The following is a 25,697-nucleotide window of genomic DNA, read 5'->3' on the forward strand; positions in this document are numbered from 1 at the left end:
GCTCGGCTGCGCCCGGCTGACGCCGGTCTTGAACGGGCGATTCGTCATAAGACGAATCTTACATCAGCTCGACCCGCCGATTCTTGCCCAGTCTCTCCGCTCGTTGCGCCCTGCCGGCCGTCACACCACGGCGGGCACCTTCGTCGCCGGCGGGGTGTTGCGGCTGCGCGTCGTCCGCACGAGGCCGTCGATGATGGTCATGCCGATGCCGGGCAGGTCGCCGAGCTGGATCGACTCCAGAAAGTCCTTGCCGGCGGAGTGCTGGGCCTTGTCCATGATCACGAAGTCGGCAGCGCGGCCGACCTCGACCAGGCCGACGTCGAGCGAGCGCATGCGCGCCGTGTTGCCGGTGGCGAAGCAGAAGGCGATCTCGGCCGGCACCTCGCCGAGCGAGGAGAGCATCGACACCATGCGGATGATGCCGAGCGGCTGCACGCCCGAGCCGGCCGGCCCGTCGGTGCCGAGGATGACGCGCTCCAGCTGGCCGAGCTCGCGGGCGGTGCGCAGCGTGTAGAGCGCGGCGCGCTCGTTGCCGTTGTGGACGATCTCCAGGCCGCGCCGGCAGCCCTCGCAGATGCACCGGATCTCGCGGTCGGGCAGGGCGGTGTGGCCGCCGTTGATATGGCCGACCACGTCGGTGTCCGCTTCCAGCACCATGTCGGCGCCGATCAGGCCGGAGCCGGGGATCGACGGGCCGCCGGTGTGGATGGTCGACTGGATGCCGTACTTGCGGGCCCACGCGACCATCTGTCGCGCATTGGCGCCGTCCTTGACGCCGCCCAGCCCGACCTCGCCGAGCAGCTTCACGCCGGCGGCGGCGAGCTCCCTGAAGTCGTCCTCGACCATGCCGTGCTCCAGCACCGGCGCGCCGGCGTGCAGCTTCACGCCCGCCACCCGGAACGCGTCGAAGCAGCGCTGCGCCGTGATCGCCATGGCCTTGAGGCCGACGATGTCGCGCGGCCGTCCGGGGGTGTGCACCTCGCCCGCCGAGATCATCGTCGTGACGCCGCCGTGCAACGTGGAATCGATCCAGCCGAGCTGATTCTGCCGCGGCGTCCAGTCACCTGCGACCGGGTGCACGTGGCTGTCGATCAGGCCCGGGCTCACCACGGTGCCGTTGGCGTCCACCACCGTGGTGGCGCCCTCGACGTCGACGTCCTTCAGCCGGCCGATCGCGGAGATCCTTCCGTCCACCGCGACGATGGTGTCGGCGTCGAGGATCGGGTTCTCCATCGCGCCCGAGAGCAGGAGCCCGATGTTGCGGATGACCAGCTTGGTCGGGCCGGCGGGTCCCGTCGGAGCGTCGTGAGCCATGGTTTCTTCTCCTCGTTGCTGGACGGACCACGATCGCCCCGCTATCCGGCCCTTTCGGGCCGTTGACAAGGCTGCCGCGGCTCCGTCATATTGTTAGTACACTAACGAATGTCGGCCGCCAAGACGGCGACCGGAACTCCCGGCTTCCTGGAATTCCTCGAAGGTTCGATCCATGAGCAACTTCTTCGAAGAGCAGGTCCTCGACGTTCACCACTGGACCGACAGGCTCTTCAGCTTCTCGACCACCCGCGACCCCGGCTGCAGGTTCAAGAGCGGCCAGTTCGTCATGCTCGGGCTGCCGACCGAGGGCCGTCCGCTCATGCGCGCCTACTCGATCGCGTCGCCGCACTACGCCGACGTCCTCGACTTCTTCTCGATCAAGGTGCCGAACGGGCCGCTCACCTCGCGGCTGCAGCAGATCAGGCCGGGCGACCGCATCGTCATCGGCCGCAAGGCGACCGGCACGCTGGTGATCGACAATCTGAAGGCGGGCGAAACGCTGTATCTGCTCGCCACCGGCACGGGCCTCGCGCCGTTCATGTCGACCATCCGGGATCCCGACACCTTCGAGCGGTTCGAGAAGGTGGTGCTGGTGCACGGCGTGCGCACCGTCGCCGAGCTCGCCTACCGGCAGAAGATCGAGGAGGAGCTGCCGCAGGACGAGTTCCTGGGCGAGATGATCTCGCGGCAGCTGATCTACTATCCCACGGTGACGCGCGAGGAGTTCCGCAACCGCGGCCGCATCACCCACCTGATCACGACCGGCAAGCTGTTCGAGGACATCGGCCTCCCGGCGCTCGATCCGGTGCGCGACCGCGTGATGATGTGCGGCAGCCCGGCCCTGCTCGCCGACATGACGCCGATCCTGGAAGGCCTCGGCTTCACGGAAGGCAACACCGGCGAGCCCGGCGACTACGTGATCGAGAAGGCCTTCGCGGAGAAGTGACGGCCCGACCCTCCCCCTGAGGGGGAGGGTCGGGCGCGAGCGCAGCTCGCGACCGGGGTGAGGGTTTACGGCGCCCGTCGGATGGCTCGGCACCCCCTCACCCGGTCTCCACGCTTCGCGTGGAGACCGGCCTCTCCCCGCAGGGGAGAGGTGAAGAGAAGGAGCGAGCGGATCCGATTCGGAGCGCCCCGCGCCGCTCTCCTCACACCGCCAGATAGGCATCGCGCACATCGGGGCGCGCCTCGAGCTCGGCCAGCGTGCCGGTGAACTGGACGCGGCCTTTTTCGATGATCACGGCGCGGTCGGAGATCAGCCGCGCGAAGTGCAGGTTCTGCTCGGAGAGCAGGATCGACAGGCCTTCCTTCTTCATCGCCAGGATGGCGGCCGCCATCTGCTCGACGATCTTCGGGGCGAGGCCTTCGGACGGCTCGTCGAGCAGCACCAGCGAGGGATTGCCCATCAGGGTGCGGGCGATGGTGAGCATCTGCTGCTCGCCGCCGCTCATCCGGCCGCCCGGACGCTTGCGCATCTCGGCGAGGTTGGGGAACAGCTCGTAGAGCTTCTCGGGCTCCCAGGTCGGCGCGCCCTCGCGCGGCTTCTGGCGGCCGACCATCAGGTTCTCCTCGACGGTCAGCTCCGAGAAGATGCGGCGGTTCTCCGGCACGAAGCCGAGGCCGCGGCGGGCGATTTCGTAGGTCGGGAGAGTCGTGATCTCCTCGGCGTCGAACCACACCGTGCCGGTGCGGCGCGCCACCATGGCCATGATCGACAGGAAGGTGGTCGACTTGCCGGCGCCGTTGCGGCCGAGCAGGGCGACGACCTCGCCGGTGTGCACCGAGAACTCGACGTCGAACAGGATGTGGGCCTGGCCGTAGAAGGCATTGAGCTGGACGACGTCGAGCTGCGACGTCCGCGGGCGTTCGGTCATCAGTGAGCCCCCTTCGACGCGACGCCGGCGGCGTCCTGGTGGCGGGCGTCGTAGACGAGGCCTTCGCCGAGATAGATGGCCTGCACCTCGGGGTCGCGCCGCACCTCGGCCGGCGGTCCCTCCGCGATCAGGGCGCCGCGCGACAGCACCATCATGCGGTCGGCGTGCTCGAACACCACGTCCATGTCGTGCTCGGTGAACAGCACGCCGATGCCCTCGCGCCGCGCGATCTCGGCGGTCAGCCGCATCAGCTCGATGCGCTCCTTCGGCGCCATGCCGGCGGTCGGCTCGTCCATCAGGAGGAGCTTGGGCCGGTTGGCGAGCGCGATGGCGAGCTCGAGCCGCTTGAGGTCGCCGTAGGCGAGCTCGGCGGCGGCGCGCCCGGCGTACTGGGCCATGCCGACCAGCGCCAGCAGGCGGTCGGCCTCGGCGGCGTCCTTGGCGGCGCTGCCCCAGAATCGGCGTAGCGCGTGGACGTGGGACAGGAGGGCGACCTGCACGTTCTCGCGCACCGTCATCGACGCGAAGGTCGCGGTGATCTGGAAGGTGCGGCCGACGCCCATGCGCCACACCGCACGCGGCGGCTTGCCGACCGTCGGCTCGCCGTCGATGCTGATGTCGCCGGCGTCGGGCCGGATCTGGCCGTTGAGCATGTTGAAGCAGGTGCTCTTGCCGGCGCCGTTCGGGCCGATCAGCGCGAGGATCTCGCCGCGGTCGAGGCCGAACGAGACGTCGCGCACGGCCTGCACGCCGGCATAGGACTTGGAGAGGCTCTGCACCTCGAGCAGGCGGGTCACGGCTGGGCCTCCTGGCTGGCGGTGTCCCGTGACGGGCCCGCCTGATCGACGACGGACGCGACCACGCCGCCGGCGACCACGGCGGCCACCGCGGCCGCGGCGGCGACCGCCGGCGCGCGGCCCGCGGCGCGGCGGGCCTCGAAGCGGGCCCGCCAGTCGGAGAGGGTGCCGACGATGCCCTTCGGGAAGGCGAGGACGATGACGACGATGGCGGCGCCGAGCACCAGCTTCGAGTAGTCGGTCTGGCTCATCAGCCAGATCGACAGCGCCTTGAACACCAGGGCGCCGACGATCGGGCCGAGCACCGTCTCGATGCCGCCGAGCAGCACCATCACGAGCCCGTCCACCGAGGTCGGGATGCCCATCGCGTCGGGAAACACGCTGCCCTTCAGGAAGGCGAACAGCGCGCCGCCGAGCCCGGCCGCGGCGCCCGCCATCACGAAGGCGACCCACTGGGTGCGCTTGCGGTCGATGCCGATCGCCTCGGCCCGCAGCTCGGAGTCGCGCGTCGCCCGCAGCGCGTATCCGAAGGGCGAGAAGATCACCATCTGCAGGAAGGCCAGCGCCGGCACCACGAAGGCGAGCGTCACCCAGAAGAAGGCCGCCGGCGTCGCCGCGAAGGCGTCCGGCCAGATGCCGAGGATGCCGTTGTCGCCGCCCGTCACCGAGACCCACTGGAAGGCGATCGACCAGACGATCTGCGAGAAGGCGAGCGTCAGCATGGCGAAGTAGACGCCGGTCAGCGACACCGCGAACCAGCCGACGATCGCGGCGCCGACCGCCGCCAGCACCGGGCCGGCGAGGATCGCCAGCAGCATCGGCAGGCCGGCCGCCTTCACGGCGAAGGCGGCGCCGTAGGAGCCGAGACCGAAATAGGCGGCGTGGCCGAAGGAGGCGAGGCCGCCCACCGTCATCAGCAGGTGCAGGCTGGCGGCGAACAGGGTGAAGATCAGCAGCTCGCTGCCGACCGTCAGGGCGTAGTCGGACAGCCACAGCGGCTGCAGCGCGACGACAAGCACCACCCCGGCGGCGATCATCAGCTCGGTGCGGCCGAGCGGGCGCCACGGTCTCACGGTCGCGCCGGTCGTGGACTGGGCGGGCGGCGGCATCTTGCCGAACAGGCCCCACGGCCGCACGACCAGGACGATCGCCATCACGATGAAGACGAGGACGAGCGAGATCTTGGGGAAGACCAGGATGCCGAAGGCGTTGAGCTGCGACACGATGATGGCGGCGACGAAGGCGCCGGTGGTGGAGCCGAGGCCGCCGATCACCACCACCACGAAGGCCTCGACGATGATCCGCAGATCCATCGAGTGGTTGACGGCGTCGCGCGGGATCTGCAGGGCGCCGCCGAGCGCGGCGAGGAAGACGCCGAGCGCGAACACGCCGGTGAACAGCCATTTCTGGTTGATGCCGAGCGCCGCCACCATGGAACGGTCGTGGGTCGCGGCGCGCACCAGCACGCCCCATCGGGTGCGATGGAACAGCACCCACAGGGCGGCGAGCACCAGCGGCCCGAGGACGATGAGGAACAGGTCGTAGGAGGGAATGCGCTTGCCGAACATCTCGACGGCACCGGCGAGGCCGGGTGCGCGCGGGCCGACCAGATCCTCGGGCCCCCAGATCAGCAGGACGAGATCCTCGACCATCAGGGTGACGCCGAAGGTGGCGAGCAGCTGGAACAGCTCGGGGGCGTGATAGATGCGCCGCAGCAGCACCATCTCGAGCAGGCAGCCGATCACGGCGACGATCGCGGCGGCGGCGACGAGCGAGAACCAGAAGCCGAAGGCGCCGGCGAGGCGTTCGGTCAGCGTGTAGGCGACGTAGGCACCCAGCATGTAGAACGCGCCGTGCGCGAAGTTCACGATGCGGGTGACGCCGAAGATGATGGACAGACCGGAGGCGACCAGGAACAACGAGGCCGCGCTCGCGAGGCCGGTCATGAATTGCACGAAGACGAGCTGCATCGGCGGTCACGATCGGGTTGGAGGCCGAGGGGTTTCGGCGAAGATCCGCGACGCAGCGCGGCGGTGACGGGACGGCCCGTCGGGCGAACTCTCGAATTCACGGCACGGGGGGAGGGCGCCATCACCTCTCTCCGCTCGCGGGGAGAGGCCGGATCGCGAAGCGATCCGGGTGAGGGGGCGTCGCGGCTGAAATGCGAGCCGGCTTCACCCCCACCCCGGGTGCGTGCCGTGCACGCGCCCGCGTCTCGTCCCTCCCGCGGAGGGTGCTGTCCGCGCCAGCTCAGTTCTGCGGGCGCAGCTTCTTCACCTCGGCGTCACTCGGCAGGTACTTGGCGCCGTCGCGATAGCTGTAGTCGACCATCACGCCCTTGCCGTCCTTGACGGCGGTCTTGCCGACGAAGGCGCCCAGCGTGGACTGGTGGTCGACGTCGCGAAACGTCACCTCGCCGAACGGCGTGCCGACCTTCAGGCCCTTGGTGGCTTCGATCAGCTTCTCGGTGTCGGTCGACTTCGCCTTCTTGAGCACCTCGGCGGCCGACTGCATCAGAGCGTAGCCGACCACCGAGCCGAGCCGCGGATAGTCGTTGTACTTCGCCTGATAGGCCTTCAGGAACGCCTGGTGCGCGGGCGTGTCGATGCCGTACCAGGGATAGCCGGTGACGAGCCAGCCTTCCGGCGTCTCGCCCTTCAGCGGGTCGATGTATTCGGGCTCGCCGGTCAGGAAGCTGACCACGGTCCTGCCCTGGAACAGGCCGCGGGTGTTGCCCTCGCGGACGAACTTCACGAGGTCGGGGCCGAACGTCACGTTGAGGATCGCCTCCGGCTTGGTCGCGGCGAGCGCCTCGACCACGGCGCCGGCGTCGATCTTGCCCTGCGGCGGCCACTGCTCGCCGACCCACTCGATGTCGGGCCGCTTCTCGGACAGCAGCTTCTTGAACACGCCGACGGCCGACTGGCCGTACTCGTAGTTCGGCGCGACGGTCGCCCACTTCTTGGCCGGCAGCTTGGCGGCCTCCTCGGCCAGCATGGCGGCCTGCATGTAGTTCGAGGGGCGCAGGCGGAACGTGTAGTGGTTGCCCTTCGACCACACCATCGCGTCGGTGAGCGGCTCGCCGGCGAGATAGTAGATCTTCTTCTGCGCGGCGAAGTCCGCGAGGGCGAGGCCGATATGCGAGAAGAAGGCGCCGGTGAGCATCACCACGCCTTCGCGGGACACCAGCTCGTTCGCCGCCGTCACGGCGTCGGCCGGCTTGCCGGCGTCGTCCTTGGAGATCACGACCAGCTTGTCGCCGTTGATGCCGCCCTTGGCGTTGATCTCCTCGACCGCGAGCTGCCAGCCCTTGCGGTAGGGCTCGGTGAAGGCGGGCAGGCCCGAATAGCTGTTGATCTCGCCGATCTTGATGTCGGCGGCGAGCAGCTGTCCGGGCATCGCGAGCGCGAATGCGGCAGCCAGGATGTGACGGCTCGGAACGGTTTTCGACACGGCGATGATCCCTCTCTTCGCTCGACTCGACCGACAGCGACCCGGACGCCGGCTCTCGGGCGCGGACGCGGTGAGCGCCGTGGGGATGTGCGCCGTCGAAGCTGGTCTCGTCGTCCGCGATGGTCGCGAATTCGTTAGCACACTAACGGTATCAAGTCCGCGCCCGCACGCAAGGACGAAACGAAGGCACCGACGCGCCATTGTTGCATATTGTTTGGACGTGTCACCCGTGAAAAAAGCGAGCCGGCACCGGGCTGTTGCGTCCATTTGATGAGCGATGGCGCGGGCGCGTGCCTGCTTTTCTCCCAGTTCGCCGCAGTGCGAAAAAGACGGCCCGGGAGAGCCGGCTCAGGCGGCCGGCGGGTCGCGGCGCTTCGTCGCGGAGCCGCGCAGGAGACCGATCCCGACGACGCCGGCACTGACCGCGAGGCCGGTCATCAGCGGGTTGATCGGCAGCGGCACCACGAGCCTGACCGCGACCGCCGCGGCGGTGCTGCCGATCATCGAGGCGATCGCCCACGGCGCCGACAGCCGGCCGGGGCAGAACACCGCGAGCGACAGCGGCAGGAAGACGGCGGCGCCGCGCAGCGCCATCGACATGTAGTTCCAGTCGAGCACGTAGGAGTCCAGCGCCGACAGCGCGATCAGCATCGACACCGCGCCGACGCCGAGCACGCAGGCGCGATTGATCATCAGGATGGTCGCGTCGTCGGTGAGACCGAACAGGCCGCGGCCGATGTCGTTGGCCATCATGGTGCCGATGCCGAGCGCGAGCCCGGCGATCGAGCCGACCACCGAGATCAGGATGCCGGCCAGGCCGATGCCGCCGAGGACGCCCGGCAGGTACTGGATCAGATACACGGGGAGGGCCAGCACCGGCGCGAGCTCGGGATGGCGGGCATGCATGAACATGCCGACCGCGATCGAAGGCAGGCCGATCGGGATGGTGATCAGCGCCGCCGTCGCGGCGCCGACCGCGGCGACGCGGGTGTCGGACGCGGCGTAGATCGCCTGCACGTAGGTCTGGGTGCAGACCACGCCGACGATCAGCGACATCAGGTTGTACAGCGTCTCGCCGGCGCCGCGGCCCCACAGGCTGAACCACGGAAAGGCCGGAAACTGCGCGTCGAAGTCCGGCAGCTGGGCGAGCGACACGGCGGCGTAGAGGCCGGCGATCCACAGCGACAGCCACAGCACCGCCATCTTGAGGATACCGGAGACGCCGGCGCCCTTCAGCCCGCCGAACAGGCCGTAGGCGAGGACGAGCGCGACCAGCACGACCGCCGAGAGCCAGGGCGCGAGCCCGAACATCGCGACCATCAGATGGATGCCGGCGAGCGCGCTCGCCACCGCGCTGAACAGGATGCCGAGCGACGAGACGAGGCTCGCCAGCGGGCCGGCCGAGCGGCCGTACGGGATCGTCAGATATTGCGGGATGGTCTCGAGCCCGCTCCGGCGCAGCGGCCGGGCGTAGAACACCGCGAGGACGAGGAGCGCGATGCCGGTGCCGAGCGTGAACCACCAGCCCGACAGGCCGAAGGAGGCCGCCATCTGGGCGGTGCCGACCGTCGAGGAGCCGCCGACCGCCGTCCCCGAGATGCTGCCGGCGATCAGGATGGCGCCGGCCGAGCGGCCGTTCAGGCTGTAGCCCTGGGCGGAGCGGACCTTGCGCGACGACCAGGCCCCGAAGGCGACCACGAGGAGCACCGTGCCGGCGAGGCCGGCGACCTGGGAGAACGACAGCGAGAGCATTTCGAACGGACGCTTGCGGGTGGGGGTGTGTGCAATTTTTGCGATTGTGTGCAGAAGGTTAGTGCACCGCACCATGCTCCGGCGGCGGCGCGGCGTCCAATGCAGCGTTGCGTTTTTTTAATCGCGAAAATGGATTAGATTGGTTCGTCCGCGCGCGGCGGCCGCCGCCGCGGTTTCCGTTCGTCGCCGCGGAGGCGGGGACGCGGCGGCCCGCGTCTCCGGGCCCTCGCCGAGGAGAACCCCGCATGGACCTCAAATCGGTCCGCTGTTTCGTCGAGGTCGCCGAGAAGCTGCATTTCGGCCGTGCGGCCGAGCGGCTGCGGCTCGCCCAGTCGGTGGTGAGCCGGCAGGTCGCCGGCCTCGAGCAGGAGCTCGGCGTGCGGCTGCTCGAGCGGCACAAGCGCGCGCCGATCCGCCTCACCGCGGCGGGCGCGCTGTTCCTCGACGAGGCGCGCGCCGCGCTCGCCCGGTTCGAGCGGGCCGAGCTGGTGGTGCGGCAGGCCGGGCGCGGCGAGCGGGGCCGGCTGGAGATCGGCTACGTCGCCTCCGCCACCTGGTCGGGCCTCCTGCCGTCCGCCGTGTTCCACCATCGGCGCGAGCGGCCGGGCGTCACCGTCTCGCTCACCGAGATGGAGACCTGGCGCCAGCTCGAGGCTCTGGAGGAGGGCCGCATCGACGTCGGATTTCTCAGGCCGCGGCCCGACTATCCGCCCGGCCTCGCCGTCCTGCCGCAGCTGCGCGAGCCGATCCTCCTGGCCCTGCGGGCCGATCATCCGCTCGCCGTCGACGCGGGCGCGATCCCGGCGGCGCGGCTCGCCGACGAGGACTTCGCCGTGCCGCAGGCCGACGACCGCGTCGGCTTCGGCGGCCACACCATGGCGATCGGCCGCGCCGGCGGGTTCTCGCCGCGCATCGTCCACCATGTGCGCGACTTCATCTCGGTCCTGAACCTCGTCGGCGTCGGGCTCGCGGTCGCGGCGGTGCCGTCGTCGCTGCAGCGGGTGCGGCTGCCCGACGTCGTCTATCGCCCGCTCGCCGACTGCGAGGTCTTCGCGGAGCTCGTCGCGGCCTTCCGGCGCAGCGGCAACGCCGCCGTGGTGCGCAGCTTCGTCCGGGTGCTGCGCGCCCGCGGCGAAACCGTTCTGCCGGTGCGTCTGGATTGAGAACGGCGATACCGCGGCGGCCGGCGTCGCGGCGGGCCCGTTCTCTGCTCGCGATTTCGGTTGCCACGGTGCTGCGCCGGCGGCACACACGGGCGCCCCCGCCGCACCGCTCCGGTCCCGCTCATGCCCGCCCGCTTCACCGCCGCCCGCTTCACCGCGCTCGTCGACAGCCTGCCCGCCACCGTGCCCTTCGTCGGCCCCGAGACCCAGGAGCGGGCCCGCGGCAAGGTCTTCCGCGCCCGCATCGGGGCGAACGAGAACGCCTTCGGGCCGTCGCCGAAGGCGGTCGCCGCCATGCAGGCGGAGGCGGCCGAGGCGTGGAAGTACTGCGACCCCGAGAGCCACGACCTCCGGCACGCCGTGGCGGCCGCGCACGGCGTCTCTCCCGCGAACGTCCATGTCGGCGAGGGGATCGACGGCATTCTCGGGCTCGTCGTGCGCATGCTGGTCGAGCCCGGCATGCCGGTGGTGTCGTCGCTCGGCGCCTATCCGACGTTCAACTTCCACGTCGCCGGCTTCGGCGGGCGGCTCGTCACGGTGCCGTATCGGGACGACCGCGAGGACCCGCAGGCGCTGGTCGACGCCGTGCGCCGGGAGAAAGCCCCGCTCGTCTACATCGCCAATCCCGACAACCCGATGGGCACCTGGTGGCCGGCCGGGGACATCCGCCGCATGGTCGAGGCCGTCCCGGACGGCACGCTCCTGCTGCTCGACGAGGCCTATGCGGAGTTCGCGCCCGACGGCGTCTCGCCCGTGCTCGATCCGGACGATCCGCGGGTGCTGCGCCTGCGCACCTTCTCGAAGGCGCACGGCCTCGCCGGGATCCGGGTCGGCTACGCCATCGGGGCGCCGGCGCTGATCGCGGGGTTCGACAAGGTCCGCAACCATTTCGGCATCAGCCGGGTCAGCCAGGCCGGCGCGCTGGCGGCGATCCGCGATGCGGACCACGTGCCGCGGGTGCGCGGCGCGGTCGCGGCGGCGCGGGACCGCATCGGCGAGATCGCGCGGCGGAACGGGCTGTCGCCGCTGCCGTCGGCGACCAATTTCGTCACGGTGGACTGCGGGCGCGACGGCGCCTTCGCCCGCCGCGTGCTGCAGGCCCTGGTGGCGCGCGACGTGTTCGTGCGGATGCCGGGCGTCGCGCCGCTCGACCGCTGCATCCGGATCGGATGCGGCCGGCCCGGCGAGCTGGACATTCTGGCGGACGAGCTGCCGGCGGCCCTCGCCGAGGCGGCGCGGGCGTGATCCCGCCGGCCGGCCCGGCGCTCAGGTCGGGCCGGGTCTGGGCTCGGAGCGCCTGCGGGGCCGGCGGACCTGCGCCGGCAGCGTGCGGGCGAGGTGCAGCATCAGGTCGATGGCGGCCGCCCGGATGACGGACCGCTCGGCGGCCCCGAGGCCGCCCGACGGATTCTGTTCATGCTCCGGGCTGTGTCGCCGATCGCTCATCCGGATTCTCCCGATTCGCGAGGCGGGCAGGGCGATCGCGGCGGACTGTCCGCCATGGCCGAGAGACGCGTCGCTGCCGGCGGGCCGCTGCCGAGCCGGCGGAAAACCGATGCTGGACAACCCGGACGGCGGCGCCACGTTCCATGCGGCACACGCGGGGCGGGTATTTCGGTCCGCCGGCTCCGCAGCGGCACGGCCGGCCGTGTGAGGCACCTCACGGTGGGCATCGCGTCCGCCCGGCACTCTCGCGGCATCGAGGAGTGTCCGATGCCGCGTGCCGTCTCCGCCGTGCTGTTCGCCGTCCTGTGGACCGGCGCGATGCCGTGGGCACGGCGTCCCGACGGACTCGGCCTCGCCATCCTGGTCGCGGCCGGGGCGTTCGCCGGCCTCGCCTGGTACTGGCTCAGCCGGCCGGCCTGCGGATGCCGCGAGCCGGCGCCGCACTGAACGGCCCGGCGGGCCCGCCCGGCGCCCGCCCGGCCGTCGGTGCCGTCCGCGGCCCTCAATCGTGGTGGTTGTTGTTGCGGGAGTTGTCCCGGATCGCCAGCAGCCCGTCCTTGATGGCGTTGCGGATGCCTTCCTCGATCAGCGTGCGGGCGACGCCCGGCACGCTGGTGCCGTGCGTGCCCTGGCGCACCAGGCGCTCCAGGTAGCCGATCGTCGCCAGCGACAGCGTGATCGGGATTCGGTCGGTCTCGGCTTTCTCGGTGGCCATGACCGAAACGTTAACCCGACCAAATGTGTACGGAAAAGACTCTATTTCGACTCTCTGGCGTACCCGGCGCGTGACGTCTCGCCGCCGTCCGCGTCGGCGCGCGTCCTGCGCCAGGCGGCCGGCGACAGGCCGAAGGCGCGCTTGAAGGCGCGGCTGAACGCCTCCTCGGACTCGTAGCCGACCGCGTGGGCGATCTGCGCCGCGCTCCTCGCCGTCTCGCGCAGCTGGAGCCGGGCGGTCTCCAGCCGGCCGGCGGTGAGATAGCGGATCGGCGGCATGCCGACGAGGCGGCCGAACCGCTCGACGAAGGCGGTGCGCGACAGGCCCGCCGCCCGGGCGAGCCGGTCGGCCGACCACGGCGCCGCGAGATCGCGGTGGATGAGGGCGAGGGCGCGGCCGATCTGCGGGTCGGCGAGGCCGCGCAGCAGGCCGGCGTCGGCGGCCCGCGCCGCGGTGGCGTGGCGCATCGCCTCGGCGAGCAGGAGCTCGGACAGGCGCGACATCACCTCCGACGAGCCGAGCCGGCCGCTCGCGAGCTCGTTCGCGGCGAACCGCACCGAGGCCTCGATGAGGTCGCGCGACGCCGCCTCGCGGATGTCGACCTTCAGCACCCGCGGCAGCACCGCGGCGAGCGCGACGTGCACGTCCTCGGTGGCGAGGAAGCCGCAGACCATGCGGGTCTCGTCGCCGCCGCCGCCGTGGTCGATATGGGCGAGGCCGCCGTCCTCGGCCGGCCGGATCAGCGCGCGGGCGCTGACCGGCACGACGTCGGGCGCGCTCGCCATCACGTGGACGTCGTTGCGCGGCAGCAGCACGATCTCGCCGGGCCGCACCTCGAGCGGCGGCTCGCCGTCGATGATCAGCGCGAACCGGCCCGACACCGCGACGTGATAGGCGACGAGCTGGGCCGGCGCCTTCAGGAACGGCAGGCAGTCCTCCGCCGTCATCCGGGCCGAGATGCTCCACGGCGCCGTGAAGCGCGCGTCGAGGAACACGCCGCCGACCAGCCGCACCGAACGCAGCAGGTCGGACAGCGGATCGCCACCGGCCGCGGGCCGCTCCGCCGCAGAGGTGTCGGCCGGACGATCGGTCGGGTTTTCGGGCCGGCCGGTCATTCCGCCGGGACTCCGGGGTCGCTATCGATGCAGGTCCGGGGAGGTGCACTGGGGGCGCAAGGACGACACGTGCGCATGACTGTCTGTCGCTCCGGATCGCCGCACGGTTCTGCCGTGCCGCGGTCTCACGGGTCGGCCGCCGGCCCGGCCGAGGCTCCGATCATAGCCGGTTTCGCCGGCCCGCTCGACTCCGGTGCGGCACCGCCCGGCCGGTCCGACGCGGCGCTGTCGGATCTGATCGGCGACGTCTACGACGCCGCTCTCGACGACGGGCTGTGGCCGGGCGTCCTGCACAAGGCGGCCGCCTTCGTCGGCGGCTGCGCGGCCAGCGTCTACTCTAAGGACTCGGTGCATCGCACCGCCGAGATCACCCACGGGGTCGGCATCGACGACGCGTTCAAGCGCTCCTATCTCGACGGCTACGTGAAGATCGACCCGACCACGCCGGGCTTCTTCTTCTGCGGCGTCGGCGAGGTGGTGAACACGCCCGACATCCTGCCCTACGACGAGTTCCTGCAGTCGCGCTTCTACGCCGAATGGGTGGCGCCGCAGGGGCTGGTCGACCAGGTGACGACCGTGCTGGAGAAGTCGGCGACGAGCTACGCCGTGTTCAGCGTGTTCCGCCACGCCCGCGACGGCCTCGCCGACGAGGGCGCCCGCCACCGCATGCGGCTGCTCGCCCCGCATGTCCGCCGCGCCGTGCAGATCGGCCGCACCGTCACGCTCGGCCGTGCCGAGGCCGCGACCTTCGCGGACACGCTCGACAGCCTCGTGGCGGCGACCTTTCTGGTCGACGCGACGGGCCGCATCGTGCACGCCAACCGGGCCGGCCACGCCATGGTGGCGGAGGGGACGGTGATGCGGGCGGCGCGCGGCCGCCTCCTCGCCGCCGACGGCGAGTCCGACCGGCTGCTCCAGGGCACACTCGCGGCCGCGGCCGCGGCCGCGGCGGCGGCGGCCGGAGACGGCGGCGAGGGCGGCGCCAGCCTGCCGCTGCCCGGGCCGGACGACCGGCATCACGTCGCCCATGTGCTGCCGCTGACCGCCGGGGCCCGCCGCCGGGCCGGCGCCGGCTACGCGGCCACCGCGGCGGTGTTCGTGTGCCGCGCCCGCATCGAGCCGCCGGCGGCGCCCGAGGCGATCGCCCGGCTCTACGGCCTGACGCCGAGCGAGCTGAAGGTGCTGCTCGCCGTGTTCGAGGCGGGCGGCGTCGCCGACCTCGCCGCCACGCTCGGCATCTCCGAGACGACCGCCAAGACCCATCTGCGCCGCCTGTTCGAGAAGACCGGGACCCGCCGCCAGGCCGATCTGGTGAAGCTCGTCGCCGGCTTCGCCCCGCCCGGCCGCTGAACGCGCGTCGGGCCGCGTCGTCGTCCGTTCGGATGACGCCGCGGCGCTGCCGGTTGGCCATAAGGGCTCCTGCATGGCCGCGGCCCGGCCGCGGCGCAGGGGAGACGAGGCGATGGTGGCGCGCAGACAAACGCTGGTCCTGGCCGGAGTCGTCGCGGCGGTGGCCTCCGCCGGGCAGGCGGCCGACATGGCGCCGCCGCTCTCGGTGGCGATGGCATCGGGCGGCTGGGCCGCGACCTTCGCCAGCGAGGCGCGGTGGTTCTCGTGGTCCGGCACCCGCGGCACGCCGACCACGGTGGCGGCGAACGGCGGCGCCGGCACGCAGCTCTACGTGCCGGCCGCCCTGCAGCTCGTCGGCCTGCCGGGCGACGATCTCAAGGTCGAGCTGCTCGCCCGCGGCGGCTGGGTGACGGCCCGACAGTCGACGGTCGGGCTCGCCGGCGAGGTGGCGACCCCGACCGACACGGTCGCGTCCGGCACCTTCACCTAGCTCGGCTGGCGCGGCGTGCAGCCCTTCGTCTCGCTCGCCGTCAACATCCCGACCGGGCAGTCCGCGCTGTTCGGGACGGCGGCCAACACCCGCATGGATCCCGATCTCGTCGCGCTGTCGAGCTACGGCGAGGGCTGGAACATCGGCCCGACGCTCGGCGCCAACGTGCCGCTCGGCGAGCACCTCGTCTTCACGGCGAGCGTCGGCGTCACCCGGCGCGGCAAGTTCGACCGCGAGAGCCCGCTGACGCCGGCCGATCCGTCTCTGCCGCCGGCGGCGACGCAGTCGGCGACCACGCTCGATCCCGGCGACGTCGGCACCGTGACGGCGGCGCTCGCCTGGCGCGACCCGCGCTGGTCGGCGAGCCTGCTCGGCTCGATCTCGGAAGAGACCGAGACGGTCCAGAACGGCGTGACGCTCTACCGCGCCGGGCGTCGCTACCTGGTCGCGGCGACGCTCGGCCATGTCTGGCAGGGCGGCTTCGGCGCGACCACCGTGACGGCGGCGTTCGCGCACGCGCTGCGCAACGAGGTGCTGTTCCTCGGCGCCTCGGCACTGGTCACCGAGCCGGCGAGCACCAATTCCGACGTCTACCGGATCGGCCTGCAGCACCTCGTGCCGGTCGGGCCGCTGTGGCTCGGGCCGACCGGCAGCTTTCTCTATCGCGACGACAATTCCTACGACTCGGTGACGCTGCAGTTCGTGCCCGCCAAGCAGCGCTGGACGGCGGGCGGCATCGCCTACCTCGCCGCCTCCGACAGCGTGACGATCAACGCCCGGATGGAGCACGTCTGGGTGCACGAGAACGCCCGCGACGCGCTCGACGGCAAGGTGTTCAGCGTGCTCGCCAACGATTTCGTCGCCGGCTCGGCCGTGCCGGTGGTGTCGAGCCGCGGCTGGCAGATCGCCCTCGGCATCAACGCGAAGTTCTGAGAGGAGCGGCGGGATGATCACGACGAGATCCGGACAGGGCGGCGCGGTGATGCGCCGCGTGCTGCTGGCGGCGGGGCTGCTCGTGGTCGGCGGGGATCCGCTCGCCGCGCAGGCGGGCTGCGGCGAAGGCCGCACCGGCAGCGGCGTCTGCGTCGACGCGACGCTCGCCGAGACGGCCCGGCAGGCCGCGATCGTCTTCGCCCAGCCGAAGATCTCGCAGGCGGCGTTTCCGGTGCTCCCGGTCCTCGACCTGCGCTGGCGTTATCCGCACCAGCTCCTGCCCGATCAGCTCGGGCCGGCGCCGACCGGAACGCCGCTGCCGCCGCCACCGCCACCGCCGATCCCGTGACCGCCACCGAGTCCGTATCGGCTCCACGATCCGCACAACGGGTCGCGCGCGGAACGCGCCGCCCCCGGTCCACCCGACGAGAGGAGCTCCCATGCGAACACCCGTCCTGGCTCTCGCCATCCTCGCCGCGACGCTCGCCATGGGCGGCGTCGCGGCCGCCAAGAAGATCAATCTCACGGCGACCGTCACCCAGGTCCGGATCGCCTGCTCCAAGGTCGGCGGCCAGTTCGGCGTCCACATGGACGGCGGGGGCTACGGCTGCGTGAAGGAGAACTGCAACGGCAAGGGCGGCAAGTGCATCATCGCGTGCGACAACAACAACAACTGCGTCGGCACCTATCCTGGCCGTGCGGTCGCGGGCAATCCCGTCGTCGGTGTCCTGAACGACACCCGGGCGCCGGCCGGGAAGCACGCTCCGCCGGGCGGCGGCATTCTCGACGCCGGCCCCGGCTTCTCGCCGCAGGCGCCGGCCGCGACCGGCACGCCGCTGCCGCCACCCCCGGCACCGCCGACCGGCGGCGGAGTCATCTACTGACCCACTGACCGGCGGCCGTCCGCCGGATCGGGCGGACCCCGTGGCGGGGCATGTCCCGCCGCCTCGTCTCCAGATGCCATCACCCTGTGTCCCGACCGTGCGGGGCGATCGCCTCGCATGCGGCGCGATCGAGCCCGACGGTCCAACCGAGGAACCACCCCCCGTGACCACACTTCTCGTCGTTCCGGACATCCCCGCGATCAAGCAGCGCCAGCGCGCCGTCTGGGCGGCCGGCGACTACGCCGTGGTCGGCACCACGCTGCAGATCGTCGGCGAGCGCCTGTGCGAGGCCGTCGACCTGCGCGCCGGCGAGCGCGTGCTCGACGTCGCCGCCGGCAACGGCAACGCGACGCTCGCGGCCGCCCGTCACTTCGCCGACGTGACCTCGGTCGACTATGTCGGTGCGCTGCTCGACCGCGGCCGCGAGCGCGCCGTCGCCGAGCGCCTGCCGGTGACGTTCCGGCTCGCAGACGCCGAGTCGCTCCCGTTCCCGGAGGCGAGCTTCGACCTCGTGCTGTCGACCTTCGGCGTGATGTTCGCGCCGGACCAGGACACGGCGGCCGCCGAGCTGGCCCGCGTCGTGCGGCCGGGCGGGCGCATCGGGCTCGCCTGCTGGACGCCGGACGGCTTCATCGGCCAGCTCCTCGCGACGCTCGGCCGTTTCGTGCCGCCGCCGCCGGGCCTCAGGTCGCCGACGCTGTGGGGCACCGCGGAGCGCCTCGACGAGCTGTTCCCCGACGGCCGCATCAGGGCGACCAAGCGTGTCTTCACCTTCCGCTACCGCTCGCCGGACCACTGGATCGACGTGTTCAGGACTTATTACGGGCCGGTGTGCCGGGTCTTCGAGATGCTCGAGCCGGCCGCCCGCGCGGCGCTGCGGACCGAGCTGGTCGCGCTGCTGACCGCCATGAACCGCGCCGGCCCCGGCAGTCTGGTCGTGCCGAGCGAATACCTCGAGGCCGTCGTGGTCGCGTCGTGACGTGCCGGCTCCGTCTCCGATCCGGCGTTGCGCTGCGGCGCGCGGACGGCTACAGGCTCTCGAATATCACCCCCACCGGAACGATGGAGTGCGGAATGGCCGGAAGCGTCAAGGAGATGCTGGCGGCGGCGAATGCCGTGGTGCCGAAGATCACGCCCGACGAGGCGACGCAGATGATGAAGAACGGCGGCGTGCTGATCGTCGACGTGCGCGACGCGCCCGAGCTCGCCAGCAGCGGCAAGGTGGCCGGCGCCGTCCATGTCTCGCGCGGCATGCTGGAGTTCCGGGCCGATCCGGAGTCGCCCTACCACGACAAGGCGTTCGACAAGGCGAAGCCGGTCATCCTCTACTGCGCCTCGGGCGGCCGCTCGGCGCTGGCCGCCAAGGTGCTGAAGGACTTCGGCTACGACCGCGTCTACAATCTCGGCGCGTTCAAGGACTGGGTGGCGGCCGGCGGCGCCGTCGAGAAGCCGCTCGACACCGGCATGTGACGACGCCGGGCGCGGCGGTCAGTCGAGCAGCCACCGGAAGGACCGGCGGAGCCGCGCCGCTCCGTCGCGATCGAACCAGCGCCCGTGCGCGAAGATCACGCGCGCGGGCTCCCAGGCCGCGATCTCGCGGGCCGCGGCCTGCGCCGCGGGCCGGCGCCGGTTGATGGCGAAGCGCAGATGGGCCGGGGCGCGGCCGTCCGGCGCCGTCGCTCCGGCGAGCCGCAGCAGCGGCCGGGCGATCGGCCCGATCTTCTCCGGCTCGAGATTCTCGATCAGGTCGGTCAACACCAGAGTGCGGCTCGGGACGTGGAGGAACGCCACCTCGGTCACCCCGAACCCGCCCGGGACGACGCGCTGCTCGATCTCGCCGGCCCAGGCCGCCGGCGCCGCCGGGCCGAGGTCGTGGTCGAGCCGCACGCCCGAAGTCTTCACGGGCGTTCGCGCGCGAAGACCCGGCGCCGCCCAGGTCGTCGCGTCCGGGCAGGCGGTGCGCCAGTCCTTCAGGAACGACCAGTGCGCGACGTTGGGCGCCACCAAGTGGCGGATCGGCCCGATCGCCTCGATCGCCCGCTGCAGGCCCGGATCGTGCCGGGTCGGCGAGTGCAGCCAGACCTCGCCGCCGCGCAGGCGGACCACGGTCATCCGCACCGGCAGGGCGAGCCCCATCGCGTGCAGCGGACCGCTGTCGACGATCCACACGTCGTCCGCCACCGGCTTCAGGGTGTCGAGCGGCGGATAGACGGCGCGATGCGGCTCGTCGGACACTCAACCTCCGAGTGATTGTCCAGGCGTGCGGACGCCGACCGGCGTCGCCCCCGCGTTCCGGGGTCAACCGACTCCGGAGAACGGGGTTCCAGGGACAAAGGGAGCAGACCTTGTCCGCTCCATTTCACCGTCTACGCGTGGCCGCGTTCTGAATGACCGTGCCCATGAGCTGCAGCATCATCTGCTGCTGTTGAAGCTGGACCTCGCGAGCTTTCGTCGCCTGCTCCTCTTTTGCGACCTCCTGCTGGTAGCATAGGGACGCGCCGGAATGGCCCAATTCGGCCGCGCGACGACACAGCTCGATCTTGGTTTCGGCGGGGCTGCCCGGCACGACGTGGCCCCGGTCCACCATCTCGGCGAGGCTCACCATCGAATCAGCGTCGTTCAGTTGCGCGCCGGTCCTGAACATGGCGACGGCCTGGACCGGATCCTTACGGTCCATGTAGTACATCCAGCCTAGATTGTCGAAGGATGCGGGGTAGCGTCGGCTGGTCAGCTCCTGATGGAGTTGTAACGCACGTGGCCGGTCGGTCCATTGCAGAGCCCGCGCGAGCTGGTACTTGAACCGAAGCTGTTGCGGGTTTTGTCGCATTGCGATCTCGCAGTATTGGATCGCCTCCGTCGCTTGGCCTTTCAGAACCCCGAATCCGACGCCCTCCCCGACCTTGTTGCGGTCGTTCGGATTCGCTGCCAGCGAATCGCACATCCGTTCGGCCTCGGATGCTCGGGTCGCCTGCTCCTCCCGTTCACGCCGTTCTTGCTCCTTCTTGCGCTCGAGCTCCCTGCGAGCAGCAGCATCGCGCTCCTCGCGTTCCCGCCGCTCTCTGTCGATCTGCTCCTGCTGTCGGAGGAGCGCCTCTTTCTTGGCGGCGATCTCCGATTCGTAGGCTCGGGCCTCATCGCGGGTGAACTGTTTCAGTGCATCACCGTTGCGTGGGTGGAAACCGGGCCCATCGAAGAACTCGTAGTCGGCTTCCGCCTTGCGCCAGAACCACAGACGTGGCTGTCCGGTCAATGGATCGAACAGGATCACATTGCTGGAAAAGGTAATTCGATTCGGCACCTTCGGAACCGACGATTGTTGCGATTGCCAGTCTCGAGCGATGTCTTTCGTGATCGGCGTCAGCTCCTCTCCGGTCTGAGGATGGAAGCCCATCAGATCGAAAAGCTCGATGTGGCCCTTCTCGTCTTTGAAGTACCAGACGATCGGCTCACCGGTTCTGAGATCGAAGAACATCGGATCGGGAGACTGGATACGGCGGGGGCGGTTCCCCTTCTTGTACTCTTCCAACCGCTCGACGACCTCCGCCGTGAGGAGGCGGCAAAGACGGCCTGTCTGCGGCTCGATCTCTCCCGGCCGGTTCCAGTACTTCACCACGTTCGCCGTATCCCGGGTGATCACGTAACAGCGAGAGCTGTCAGCCTGCTGCTTGTGTGCGCGCCATTCCTTCTGAACGTCGAGATCGACAGGGTTCAGCGCCTCTCCGGTCTCCGGGCTGAATCCCGCGCGGTCGTAAAAGACGAATCCCCCACCCGCCGCCCGCGCGTACCAGAGGCGCGGCTTTCCCGTCATGCTGTCGAAGAAGTCGCCTTCGGTCGGATTGTCCAGACGACGTGGAGGCTGGCGGTCGAACTGGGCTCGCCACGCGAGGGGAACGTCTCGATCGACGGGCTGTAACTCCTGGCCGTCGGGATGGAAGCCCATCAGGTCGAAAAGCTCGATCGTCCCCTCACGCGTACGGATGTACCAGACGATGGCTTCGCCGGTGAGTGGATCGAAGAACTCGGGGTCGCGCATGGTCAAGCGGACTGGGCGGCGCCCGTTCTTATAGTCCTGAAGTTGCCTGAGCCGTTCGGCCGTGACCGGGCGACATGGGCGGCCCGTCTGCTGGTCGATCGTTCCGGGCCGATTCCCGTATCTCACGGGTTCGGCGGGATCTCGGGTCAGAACATAGCATCGTGTCGCGGTCCCCTCCGGAGTGAAGAAGTTCATCCGCCACGCATAGGCCAGGAGAAGCGATACCCCGACCGACAAGCCGAGAAGCCCTAGTCGCCCCAGTCGGCGCTTCAGCGGCGAGAAAGAGAAGCACAGTGTGGTCAGGGTCGTCGCCGCAGCGACGACGACGAGAAAGATAGCCTGGGCAAGGTATTCGTCGAGATCGAAGGCTCGCGCGATGTCGTCGATCCAACCTCGGACCTGGAGGGACCAATACAGGTTCGTTCCTTGGAAGATGAGAAACGCGAAAAGCCCGACGATCAGCACGATCAGCGCGACCATGACCGGAAGTGATATCCGGATAGAGGCGACGCTGTTCCATGCACGTCGGATCAAATCAAAAAGGCCGATCATGGCACCGCCAAATGTGAAGCCGCGACAGTCGATTGGGTCGGATGAGCCGACGACGTATCCTGCCGTGTTGCTCGGCCTTCCTTCAAGTCATGGAAAATGCGTGCAGTCGAGGAAGGCTTTTCTATTATTCGTTATTTGTCGCCCTTATGCCTATCGACATTCTTGTCGACAGTCGAATTCAATCTGGGACGGTTTCGAACACCGGCAGGCGCACGGTGGCGCGCAGGCCGCCGCCGGGGGCGTCGGCGAGGGTCAGGGTGCCGCCGTGCTGGGTGGCGACGCCGTTGGCGATGGCGAGGCCGAGGCCGGCGCCGCCGGTCGCCCGGTTGCGCGAGGCGTCGGCGCGGGCGAAGGGCTCCAGCATCGCGGCGCGGTCCTGTTCCGGAATGCCGGGGCCGTCGTCGTCGACCGTGACGATCAGCATCGCCGCCATGTCTCCGCCGCGCGGCGCCACGGTCGCGGCGATGCGGGCGACGCGGCCGTAGCGCAGGGCGTTGTCGACGAGATTCGCGAACAGCCTCCGCAGCGCGATGGCGTCGCCCAGGACCTCGGCCGCGGCCGCCTCCGGCGCGACCGTGAGGGAGACGGGCGGCGCCGCATCGGCGCCGTCGGCCGCCTTCGGCGTGCGGTCCGCGACCTCGCGGGCGAGCAGCGGCGCCACCGCGACCAGCTCCTCGTTCACCATCGGCGCGCCGGTGCGGCTGGCGAGCAGCGAATCGTCGAGCAGGCGGCTCATCTCGTCGAGATCGGCGACGGTGCGGGCGCGCTCCTGCGCGTCGGGAATGAGGTCGGCGCGCAGCCGCAGGCGCGTCACATAGGTGCGCAGGTCGTGCGAGATGCCGCCCATCAGCGCCATGCGGGCGCGCAGGAGGTCGGCGATGCGCCCGGTGAACCGGTTGAAGGCGCCGATCAGGGCGCGGATCTCCGGCGCGTTCGTCGCCCGGTCGGGGATCGGCGGCGCCGCGGTGCCGAGCGGCACGCGGTCGACCGCGGCGGCGAGCTCGCGCAGCGGCCGCGCCTCGCGGCGCAGCAGAAACAGCGCGAGGCCGGCGACCCCGAGGCCGAGCAGGCCGGCCCAGAAGCCGGGCGGCAGGCCGGCGATCGACAGCGCCAGGACGCCGCCGGCGCTCACCACCAGGGTCTCGCCGCCCTCCAGGCCGATCTCGATCTCGATGGTGCCGGGCGACACCCAGGCGAGCAGGCGGAGCGGGCCGACCAGGACCTCGCTCGACGGCTCGACCCGCACCCGCACCGGCCGGTCGCCGAGCCGGCCGAGATAGCGGCGCAGGATGAAGTCGACGAGCGGCGCCTCGTACCAGTCGGGCTCGCGCCCGTCCGGCCGGCGCTCGACGATGCGGACGGAGAGATCGACGCTGTTGGCGGCGCGCAGCACTTTCGGCCAGTCGGATCGCGGCAGGTCGTCGAGCAGCTCGGCGAGCGCCGCCGCCTGGTCGGGCAGCGGCAGGCGCAGCGCGCTGTCGGTGGCGCGGCTGCGCTGGAGCACGAAGGCGACGACGGCGAGGAGCTGCAGCGCCACCAGGCTGCCGACGAAGATCGCGACCAGGCGGGCGCCGAAGCCGAGACGCATCATGGCGGGGCTTTCCGCATGCTCGTCGTGGCTGCGCGGTTCGTGATCACGTCAGCTGCTTCACGGGGGCGACGAACAGATAGCCGGTGTTGCGCACCGTGGTGATCAGGGTGGTGCCGGGCGCCGCCTGGTCGATCTTCCGGCGCAGGCGCGAGATGGTCATGTCGATGGTGCGGTCGAACGGCTCGGCGTCGCGCCCGCGCGTCCAGTCGAGCAGCTGGTCGCGCGACAGCACGCGGCGCGGCCGCTGGACGAAGCAGGCGAGCAGGTCGAACTCGGCGCTGGTGAGCGGCACCGGCGCGCCGTCGCTGGTCTCCAGCTGGCGGGCGTCGAGATCGACGACGAAGCCCTCGAAGGCGTAGCGGCGGCTCGCCGCCGCCTCCGGCATGCCCCGGGTGCGCCGCAGGACCGCGCGCACCCGCGCCACCAGCTCGCGCGGCTCGAACGGCTTCACCAGATAGTCGTCGGCACCGAGCTCGAGCCCGACCACCCGGTCGATGGCGTCGCCCTTGGCGGTGAGCATCAGGATCGGGAGCGCGCTCCGCGCCCGCAGCCGCCGGCAGATCGACAGGCCGTCCTCGCCCGGCAGCATCAGATCGAGGATCACCAGATCGGGCGTCTCGCGCGCCAGGAGGGCGTCGAGGTCCGCCCCGCCGGCGGCCGGTGCCACCGCGAATCCCTCCTGCACGAGAAGGCCCGCGACGAGGCGGCGGATCTCGTCGTCGTCCTCGACGATGGCGATCAGGGCGTCGGACCGGACCATGCGGCCTTCATAGGCGGGGGAGGGCGCTGCGGACAAGCCTCGGCGGGCCCTCGTTACCAACCGTTACGCGCCGTGACCAAACGGCGAGAACCGTGACCCGCACGGCACATCCCGGCGACCGGCCGCCCCGAGGATGCGCCGGATCGAAAACGACGGGGCCGGTCCCGCGAGCCGGCCCCGCATCCGGAGGAGACCCATGCGCAAGCTCCGCCTCGCCTCGACCGTCCTGGTGCTGCTCGGCGGCCTCGGCGCCGCCGCCCAGGCGTTTCCGGCGCCGCCACCGCCGGCGACCCCGGCCGACGCCGTCGTCCGGGTGCACGGCTGCCACCGCTCCTGCGAGTGGGGCCCCGGGCGCGGCTGGCACCGGCACGGCGCCCTGTGCACGCCGATCGCCTGCGCTCCGCGGGCCGTCTATCCGGGCCGCTGCTGGGTCGACCGCTTCGGCGTCCGCCGCTGCCGGTGGTGAGGACTTCCGCGCCTCGGGGCGCGGAAGCGGGTGAGGGGACGTTCCCGTAGTCCCTGCGTCCCCTCACCCGTCTTCTGTCCGACCGGTCGCCGGCGTCGCGGCGCGCGAGCGTGCAGGCCGCCGCTTCGCCGCCGGCCGGAATGCGTTATGACGGAACGGGTCCGCCGTTCCACGAGGTTTTCGGTTCCATGCGCCGCACGGCCGTCATCATGGCGCTCGCGATGCTGCTCGCGGCGGCCGCCGGACCGGCGGCCGCACAGTCACCGCTGCGGGTGCAGGGCCCGCTGCGCGTGCAGGCGCGCGGCGTGATCGCCGCCTGCGCGGCCGACTACCGGGCGCTCTGCCCGGGCGTGGCGCCGGGCGGCGGCCGCATCGTCGCCTGCCTCAACGCCCAGGCCGAGAAGCTGTCGCAGCGCTGCTTCCAGGCACTCGCCGCGGAAGGCCTCGCCTTCGCGGCGGCGCTGCGGCTGTGCCGGGCCGACGTCGAGCGTCTCTGCGCCGGCACCCCGCTCGGCGGCGGCCGTGCCATCTCCTGCCTGCTGGGCAGCCGCGACCGCCTCTCGGCCGGCTGCCGCGACGCCCTGTCGGCGCACGGCTTCGAGGGGGAGGCGGACTAGAGAGGCCGGCGTTGCCGCGGCTCCGGGCGCGACGCCACATAGGCGGCGCAGGCGAGCAGCCCGGCCGCGACCGCCGCGGCCAGCAGCGGCCCCGGGCCGGCGCTCGCCCAGAACACGACGAAGCCCGCCGTCATCCCGGTGCAGGCCAGCACCTTGGAGCGGCGCGAGATCGCCCGGTCGTCGCGCCACGCCCGCAGCGACGCACCGAAGCGCGGATGGTCGAACAGCCACGCCTCCAGCCGCGGCGACGACCGCGCGAAGCACCACGCCGCCGCGATCAGGAAGATGGTGGTCGGCAGCAGCGGCAGCACGGCGCCGATCAGGCCGATCACCAGCATCAGGCAGCCGAGGCCGAAATAGAACGCGCGCGTCATGGGTCCGCCGAGTGTCTT

At 71.2% G+C, this 25,697-nt stretch carries 27 protein-coding genes; 13 read left to right on the forward strand and 14 right to left on the reverse strand.

Annotated elements, in window-relative coordinates:
- Nucleotides 1–120: 120 nt before the first annotated feature.
- Entirely contained in the window at nucleotides 121–1,314 is a 1,194-nt protein-coding gene (locus J2S22_RS14115; RefSeq protein WP_272840714.1) for an amidohydrolase family protein, read from the reverse strand.
- A 172-nt stretch (nucleotides 1,315–1,486) separates the two neighbouring features.
- Between J2S22_RS14115 and J2S22_RS14120 the strand changes: the two genes are divergently transcribed.
- A complete protein-coding gene (locus J2S22_RS14120) occupies nucleotides 1,487–2,260 on the forward strand; it encodes a ferredoxin--NADP reductase (RefSeq protein ID WP_272840713.1) in 774 nt (257 codons plus the stop codon).
- Between the two features lie 202 nt (nucleotides 2,261–2,462).
- Here the strand turns inward: J2S22_RS14120 and J2S22_RS14125 are convergent, their stop codons facing one another.
- From J2S22_RS14125 to J2S22_RS14145, 5 genes are all read right to left on the reverse strand, one after another.
- Nucleotides 2,463–3,188, reverse strand: a complete 726-nt coding sequence (locus J2S22_RS14125; RefSeq protein WP_272777635.1) for an ABC transporter ATP-binding protein — start codon at nucleotides 3,186–3,188, stop codon at nucleotides 2,463–2,465.
- Nucleotides 3,188–3,985 (reverse strand): ABC transporter ATP-binding protein, encoded by a 798-nt coding sequence (locus J2S22_RS14130; RefSeq protein WP_272777636.1) that lies wholly within the window; start codon nucleotides 3,983–3,985, stop codon nucleotides 3,188–3,190. The genes J2S22_RS14125 and J2S22_RS14130 overlap by 1 nt, the downstream gene beginning before the upstream one ends.
- Nucleotides 3,982–5,955 carry an ABC transporter permease gene (locus tag J2S22_RS14135; RefSeq protein ID WP_272777637.1) on the reverse strand — a complete coding sequence of 658 codons (1,974 nt, stop codon included), beginning with the start codon at nucleotides 5,953–5,955 and terminating at the stop codon, nucleotides 3,982–3,984. The genes J2S22_RS14130 and J2S22_RS14135 overlap by 4 nt, the downstream gene beginning before the upstream one ends.
- 280 nt (nucleotides 5,956–6,235) lie before the next feature.
- The gene (locus J2S22_RS14140; RefSeq protein ID WP_272777731.1) at nucleotides 6,236–7,384 is read right to left on the reverse strand and encodes an ABC transporter substrate-binding protein; all 1,149 of its coding nucleotides are present in this window, start codon (nucleotides 7,382–7,384) and stop codon (nucleotides 6,236–6,238) included.
- Nucleotides 7,385–7,786: 402 nt separating this feature from the next.
- Nucleotides 7,787–9,190 carry a sodium:solute symporter family protein gene (locus J2S22_RS14145; RefSeq protein WP_272777638.1) on the reverse strand — a complete coding sequence of 468 codons (1,404 nt, stop codon included), beginning with the start codon at nucleotides 9,188–9,190 and terminating at the stop codon, nucleotides 7,787–7,789.
- A gap of 245 nt (nucleotides 9,191–9,435) precedes the next feature.
- Between J2S22_RS14145 and J2S22_RS14150 the strand changes: the two genes are divergently transcribed.
- The gene (locus tag J2S22_RS14150) at nucleotides 9,436–10,353 is read left to right on the forward strand and encodes a LysR family transcriptional regulator (RefSeq protein WP_272777639.1); all 918 of its coding nucleotides are present in this window, start codon (nucleotides 9,436–9,438) and stop codon (nucleotides 10,351–10,353) included.
- 123 nt (nucleotides 10,354–10,476) lie between these two features.
- A complete protein-coding gene (locus J2S22_RS14155) occupies nucleotides 10,477–11,598 on the forward strand; it encodes a pyridoxal phosphate-dependent aminotransferase (RefSeq protein ID WP_272777640.1) in 1,122 nt (373 codons plus the stop codon).
- Between the two features lie 21 nt (nucleotides 11,599–11,619).
- Here J2S22_RS14155 and J2S22_RS14160 read toward each other — a convergent pair whose 3' ends face one another.
- Nucleotides 11,620–11,799, reverse strand: coding sequence for a hypothetical protein (locus J2S22_RS14160; protein WP_272777641.1), 180 nt, complete (start codon nucleotides 11,797–11,799; stop codon nucleotides 11,620–11,622).
- 267 nt (nucleotides 11,800–12,066) lie between these two features.
- On the opposite strand from J2S22_RS14160, the gene J2S22_RS14165 reads away from it, so the two are divergent.
- Nucleotides 12,067–12,246: a hypothetical protein gene (locus J2S22_RS14165; RefSeq protein ID WP_272777642.1), complete on the forward strand. Its 180-nt coding sequence runs from the start codon at nucleotides 12,067–12,069 to the stop codon at nucleotides 12,244–12,246.
- Nucleotides 12,247–12,301: 55 nt separating this feature from the next.
- Here the strand turns inward: J2S22_RS14165 and J2S22_RS14170 are convergent, their stop codons facing one another.
- Nucleotides 12,302–12,514, reverse strand: coding sequence for a hypothetical protein (locus tag J2S22_RS14170; RefSeq protein WP_111357660.1), 213 nt, complete (start codon nucleotides 12,512–12,514; stop codon nucleotides 12,302–12,304).
- Nucleotides 12,515–12,555: 41 nt separating this feature from the next.
- The gene (locus J2S22_RS14175) at nucleotides 12,556–13,629 is read right to left on the reverse strand and encodes an AraC family transcriptional regulator (RefSeq protein ID WP_272777643.1); all 1,074 of its coding nucleotides are present in this window, start codon (nucleotides 13,627–13,629) and stop codon (nucleotides 12,556–12,558) included.
- Between the two features lie 114 nt (nucleotides 13,630–13,743).
- Between J2S22_RS14175 and J2S22_RS14180 the strand changes: the two genes are divergently transcribed.
- From J2S22_RS14180 to J2S22_RS14210, 7 genes are all read left to right on the forward strand, one after another.
- Nucleotides 13,744–14,979 carry a helix-turn-helix transcriptional regulator gene (locus tag J2S22_RS14180; RefSeq protein ID WP_272777644.1) on the forward strand — a complete coding sequence of 412 codons (1,236 nt, stop codon included), beginning with the start codon at nucleotides 13,744–13,746 and terminating at the stop codon, nucleotides 14,977–14,979.
- 115 nt (nucleotides 14,980–15,094) lie between these two features.
- Entirely contained in the window at nucleotides 15,095–15,469 is a 375-nt protein-coding gene (locus tag J2S22_RS14185) for a hypothetical protein (protein WP_307155837.1), read from the forward strand.
- A 15-nt stretch (nucleotides 15,470–15,484) separates the two neighbouring features.
- On the forward strand, nucleotides 15,485–16,402 hold the full coding sequence (locus J2S22_RS14190) for a hypothetical protein (protein WP_272777646.1): 918 nt from the start codon (nucleotides 15,485–15,487) through the stop codon (nucleotides 16,400–16,402).
- A gap of 13 nt (nucleotides 16,403–16,415) precedes the next feature.
- Nucleotides 16,416–16,751: a hypothetical protein gene (locus J2S22_RS14195; protein WP_272777647.1), complete on the forward strand. Its 336-nt coding sequence runs from the start codon at nucleotides 16,416–16,418 to the stop codon at nucleotides 16,749–16,751.
- A gap of 91 nt (nucleotides 16,752–16,842) precedes the next feature.
- The gene (locus J2S22_RS14200) at nucleotides 16,843–17,286 is read left to right on the forward strand and encodes a hypothetical protein (protein ID WP_272777648.1); all 444 of its coding nucleotides are present in this window, start codon (nucleotides 16,843–16,845) and stop codon (nucleotides 17,284–17,286) included.
- Nucleotides 17,287–17,449: 163 nt separating this feature from the next.
- Nucleotides 17,450–18,265, forward strand: coding sequence for a class I SAM-dependent methyltransferase (locus tag J2S22_RS14205; RefSeq protein WP_272777649.1), 816 nt, complete (start codon nucleotides 17,450–17,452; stop codon nucleotides 18,263–18,265).
- A 95-nt stretch (nucleotides 18,266–18,360) separates the two neighbouring features.
- On the forward strand, nucleotides 18,361–18,756 hold the full coding sequence (locus J2S22_RS14210) for a rhodanese-like domain-containing protein (RefSeq protein ID WP_272777650.1): 396 nt from the start codon (nucleotides 18,361–18,363) through the stop codon (nucleotides 18,754–18,756).
- Between the two features lie 18 nt (nucleotides 18,757–18,774).
- Here J2S22_RS14210 and J2S22_RS14215 read toward each other — a convergent pair whose 3' ends face one another.
- The 4 genes from J2S22_RS14215 to J2S22_RS14230 all read right to left on the reverse strand — a co-directional run bounded on the left by J2S22_RS14215 (nucleotide 18,775) and on the right by J2S22_RS14230 (nucleotide 24,222).
- The gene (locus J2S22_RS14215) at nucleotides 18,775–19,521 is read right to left on the reverse strand and encodes a DUF4336 domain-containing protein (RefSeq protein ID WP_272777651.1); all 747 of its coding nucleotides are present in this window, start codon (nucleotides 19,519–19,521) and stop codon (nucleotides 18,775–18,777) included.
- A gap of 124 nt (nucleotides 19,522–19,645) precedes the next feature.
- Nucleotides 19,646–21,799, reverse strand: a complete 2,154-nt coding sequence (locus J2S22_RS14220; RefSeq protein WP_272777652.1) for a tetratricopeptide repeat protein — start codon at nucleotides 21,797–21,799, stop codon at nucleotides 19,646–19,648.
- 250 nt (nucleotides 21,800–22,049) lie between these two features.
- Complete coding sequence (locus J2S22_RS14225) at nucleotides 22,050–23,462, reverse strand: ATP-binding protein (RefSeq protein ID WP_272777653.1); 1,413 nt, start codon at nucleotides 23,460–23,462, stop codon at nucleotides 22,050–22,052.
- 43 nt (nucleotides 23,463–23,505) lie between these two features.
- A complete protein-coding gene (locus J2S22_RS14230) occupies nucleotides 23,506–24,222 on the reverse strand; it encodes a response regulator (protein ID WP_272777654.1) in 717 nt (238 codons plus the stop codon).
- A 196-nt stretch (nucleotides 24,223–24,418) separates the two neighbouring features.
- Between J2S22_RS14230 and J2S22_RS14235 the strand changes: the two genes are divergently transcribed.
- Both J2S22_RS14235 and J2S22_RS14240 read left to right on the forward strand, forming a co-directional pair.
- Nucleotides 24,419–24,688, forward strand: coding sequence for a hypothetical protein (locus J2S22_RS14235; RefSeq protein WP_272777655.1), 270 nt, complete (start codon nucleotides 24,419–24,421; stop codon nucleotides 24,686–24,688).
- Between the two features lie 188 nt (nucleotides 24,689–24,876).
- Nucleotides 24,877–25,305, forward strand: a complete 429-nt coding sequence (locus J2S22_RS14240; RefSeq protein ID WP_272777656.1) for a hypothetical protein — start codon at nucleotides 24,877–24,879, stop codon at nucleotides 25,303–25,305.
- Here the strand turns inward: J2S22_RS14240 and J2S22_RS14245 are convergent.
- Nucleotides 25,302–25,679, reverse strand: a complete 378-nt coding sequence (locus tag J2S22_RS14245; protein WP_272777657.1) for a YbaN family protein — start codon at nucleotides 25,677–25,679, stop codon at nucleotides 25,302–25,304. The genes J2S22_RS14240 and J2S22_RS14245 overlap by 4 nt on opposite strands.
- Nucleotides 25,680–25,697 lie beyond the last annotated feature (18 nt).

This window comes from Rhodoplanes tepidamans, from assembly GCF_030813915.1.
Lineage (GTDB): Bacteria > Pseudomonadota > Alphaproteobacteria > Rhizobiales > Xanthobacteraceae > Rhodoplanes > Rhodoplanes tepidamans.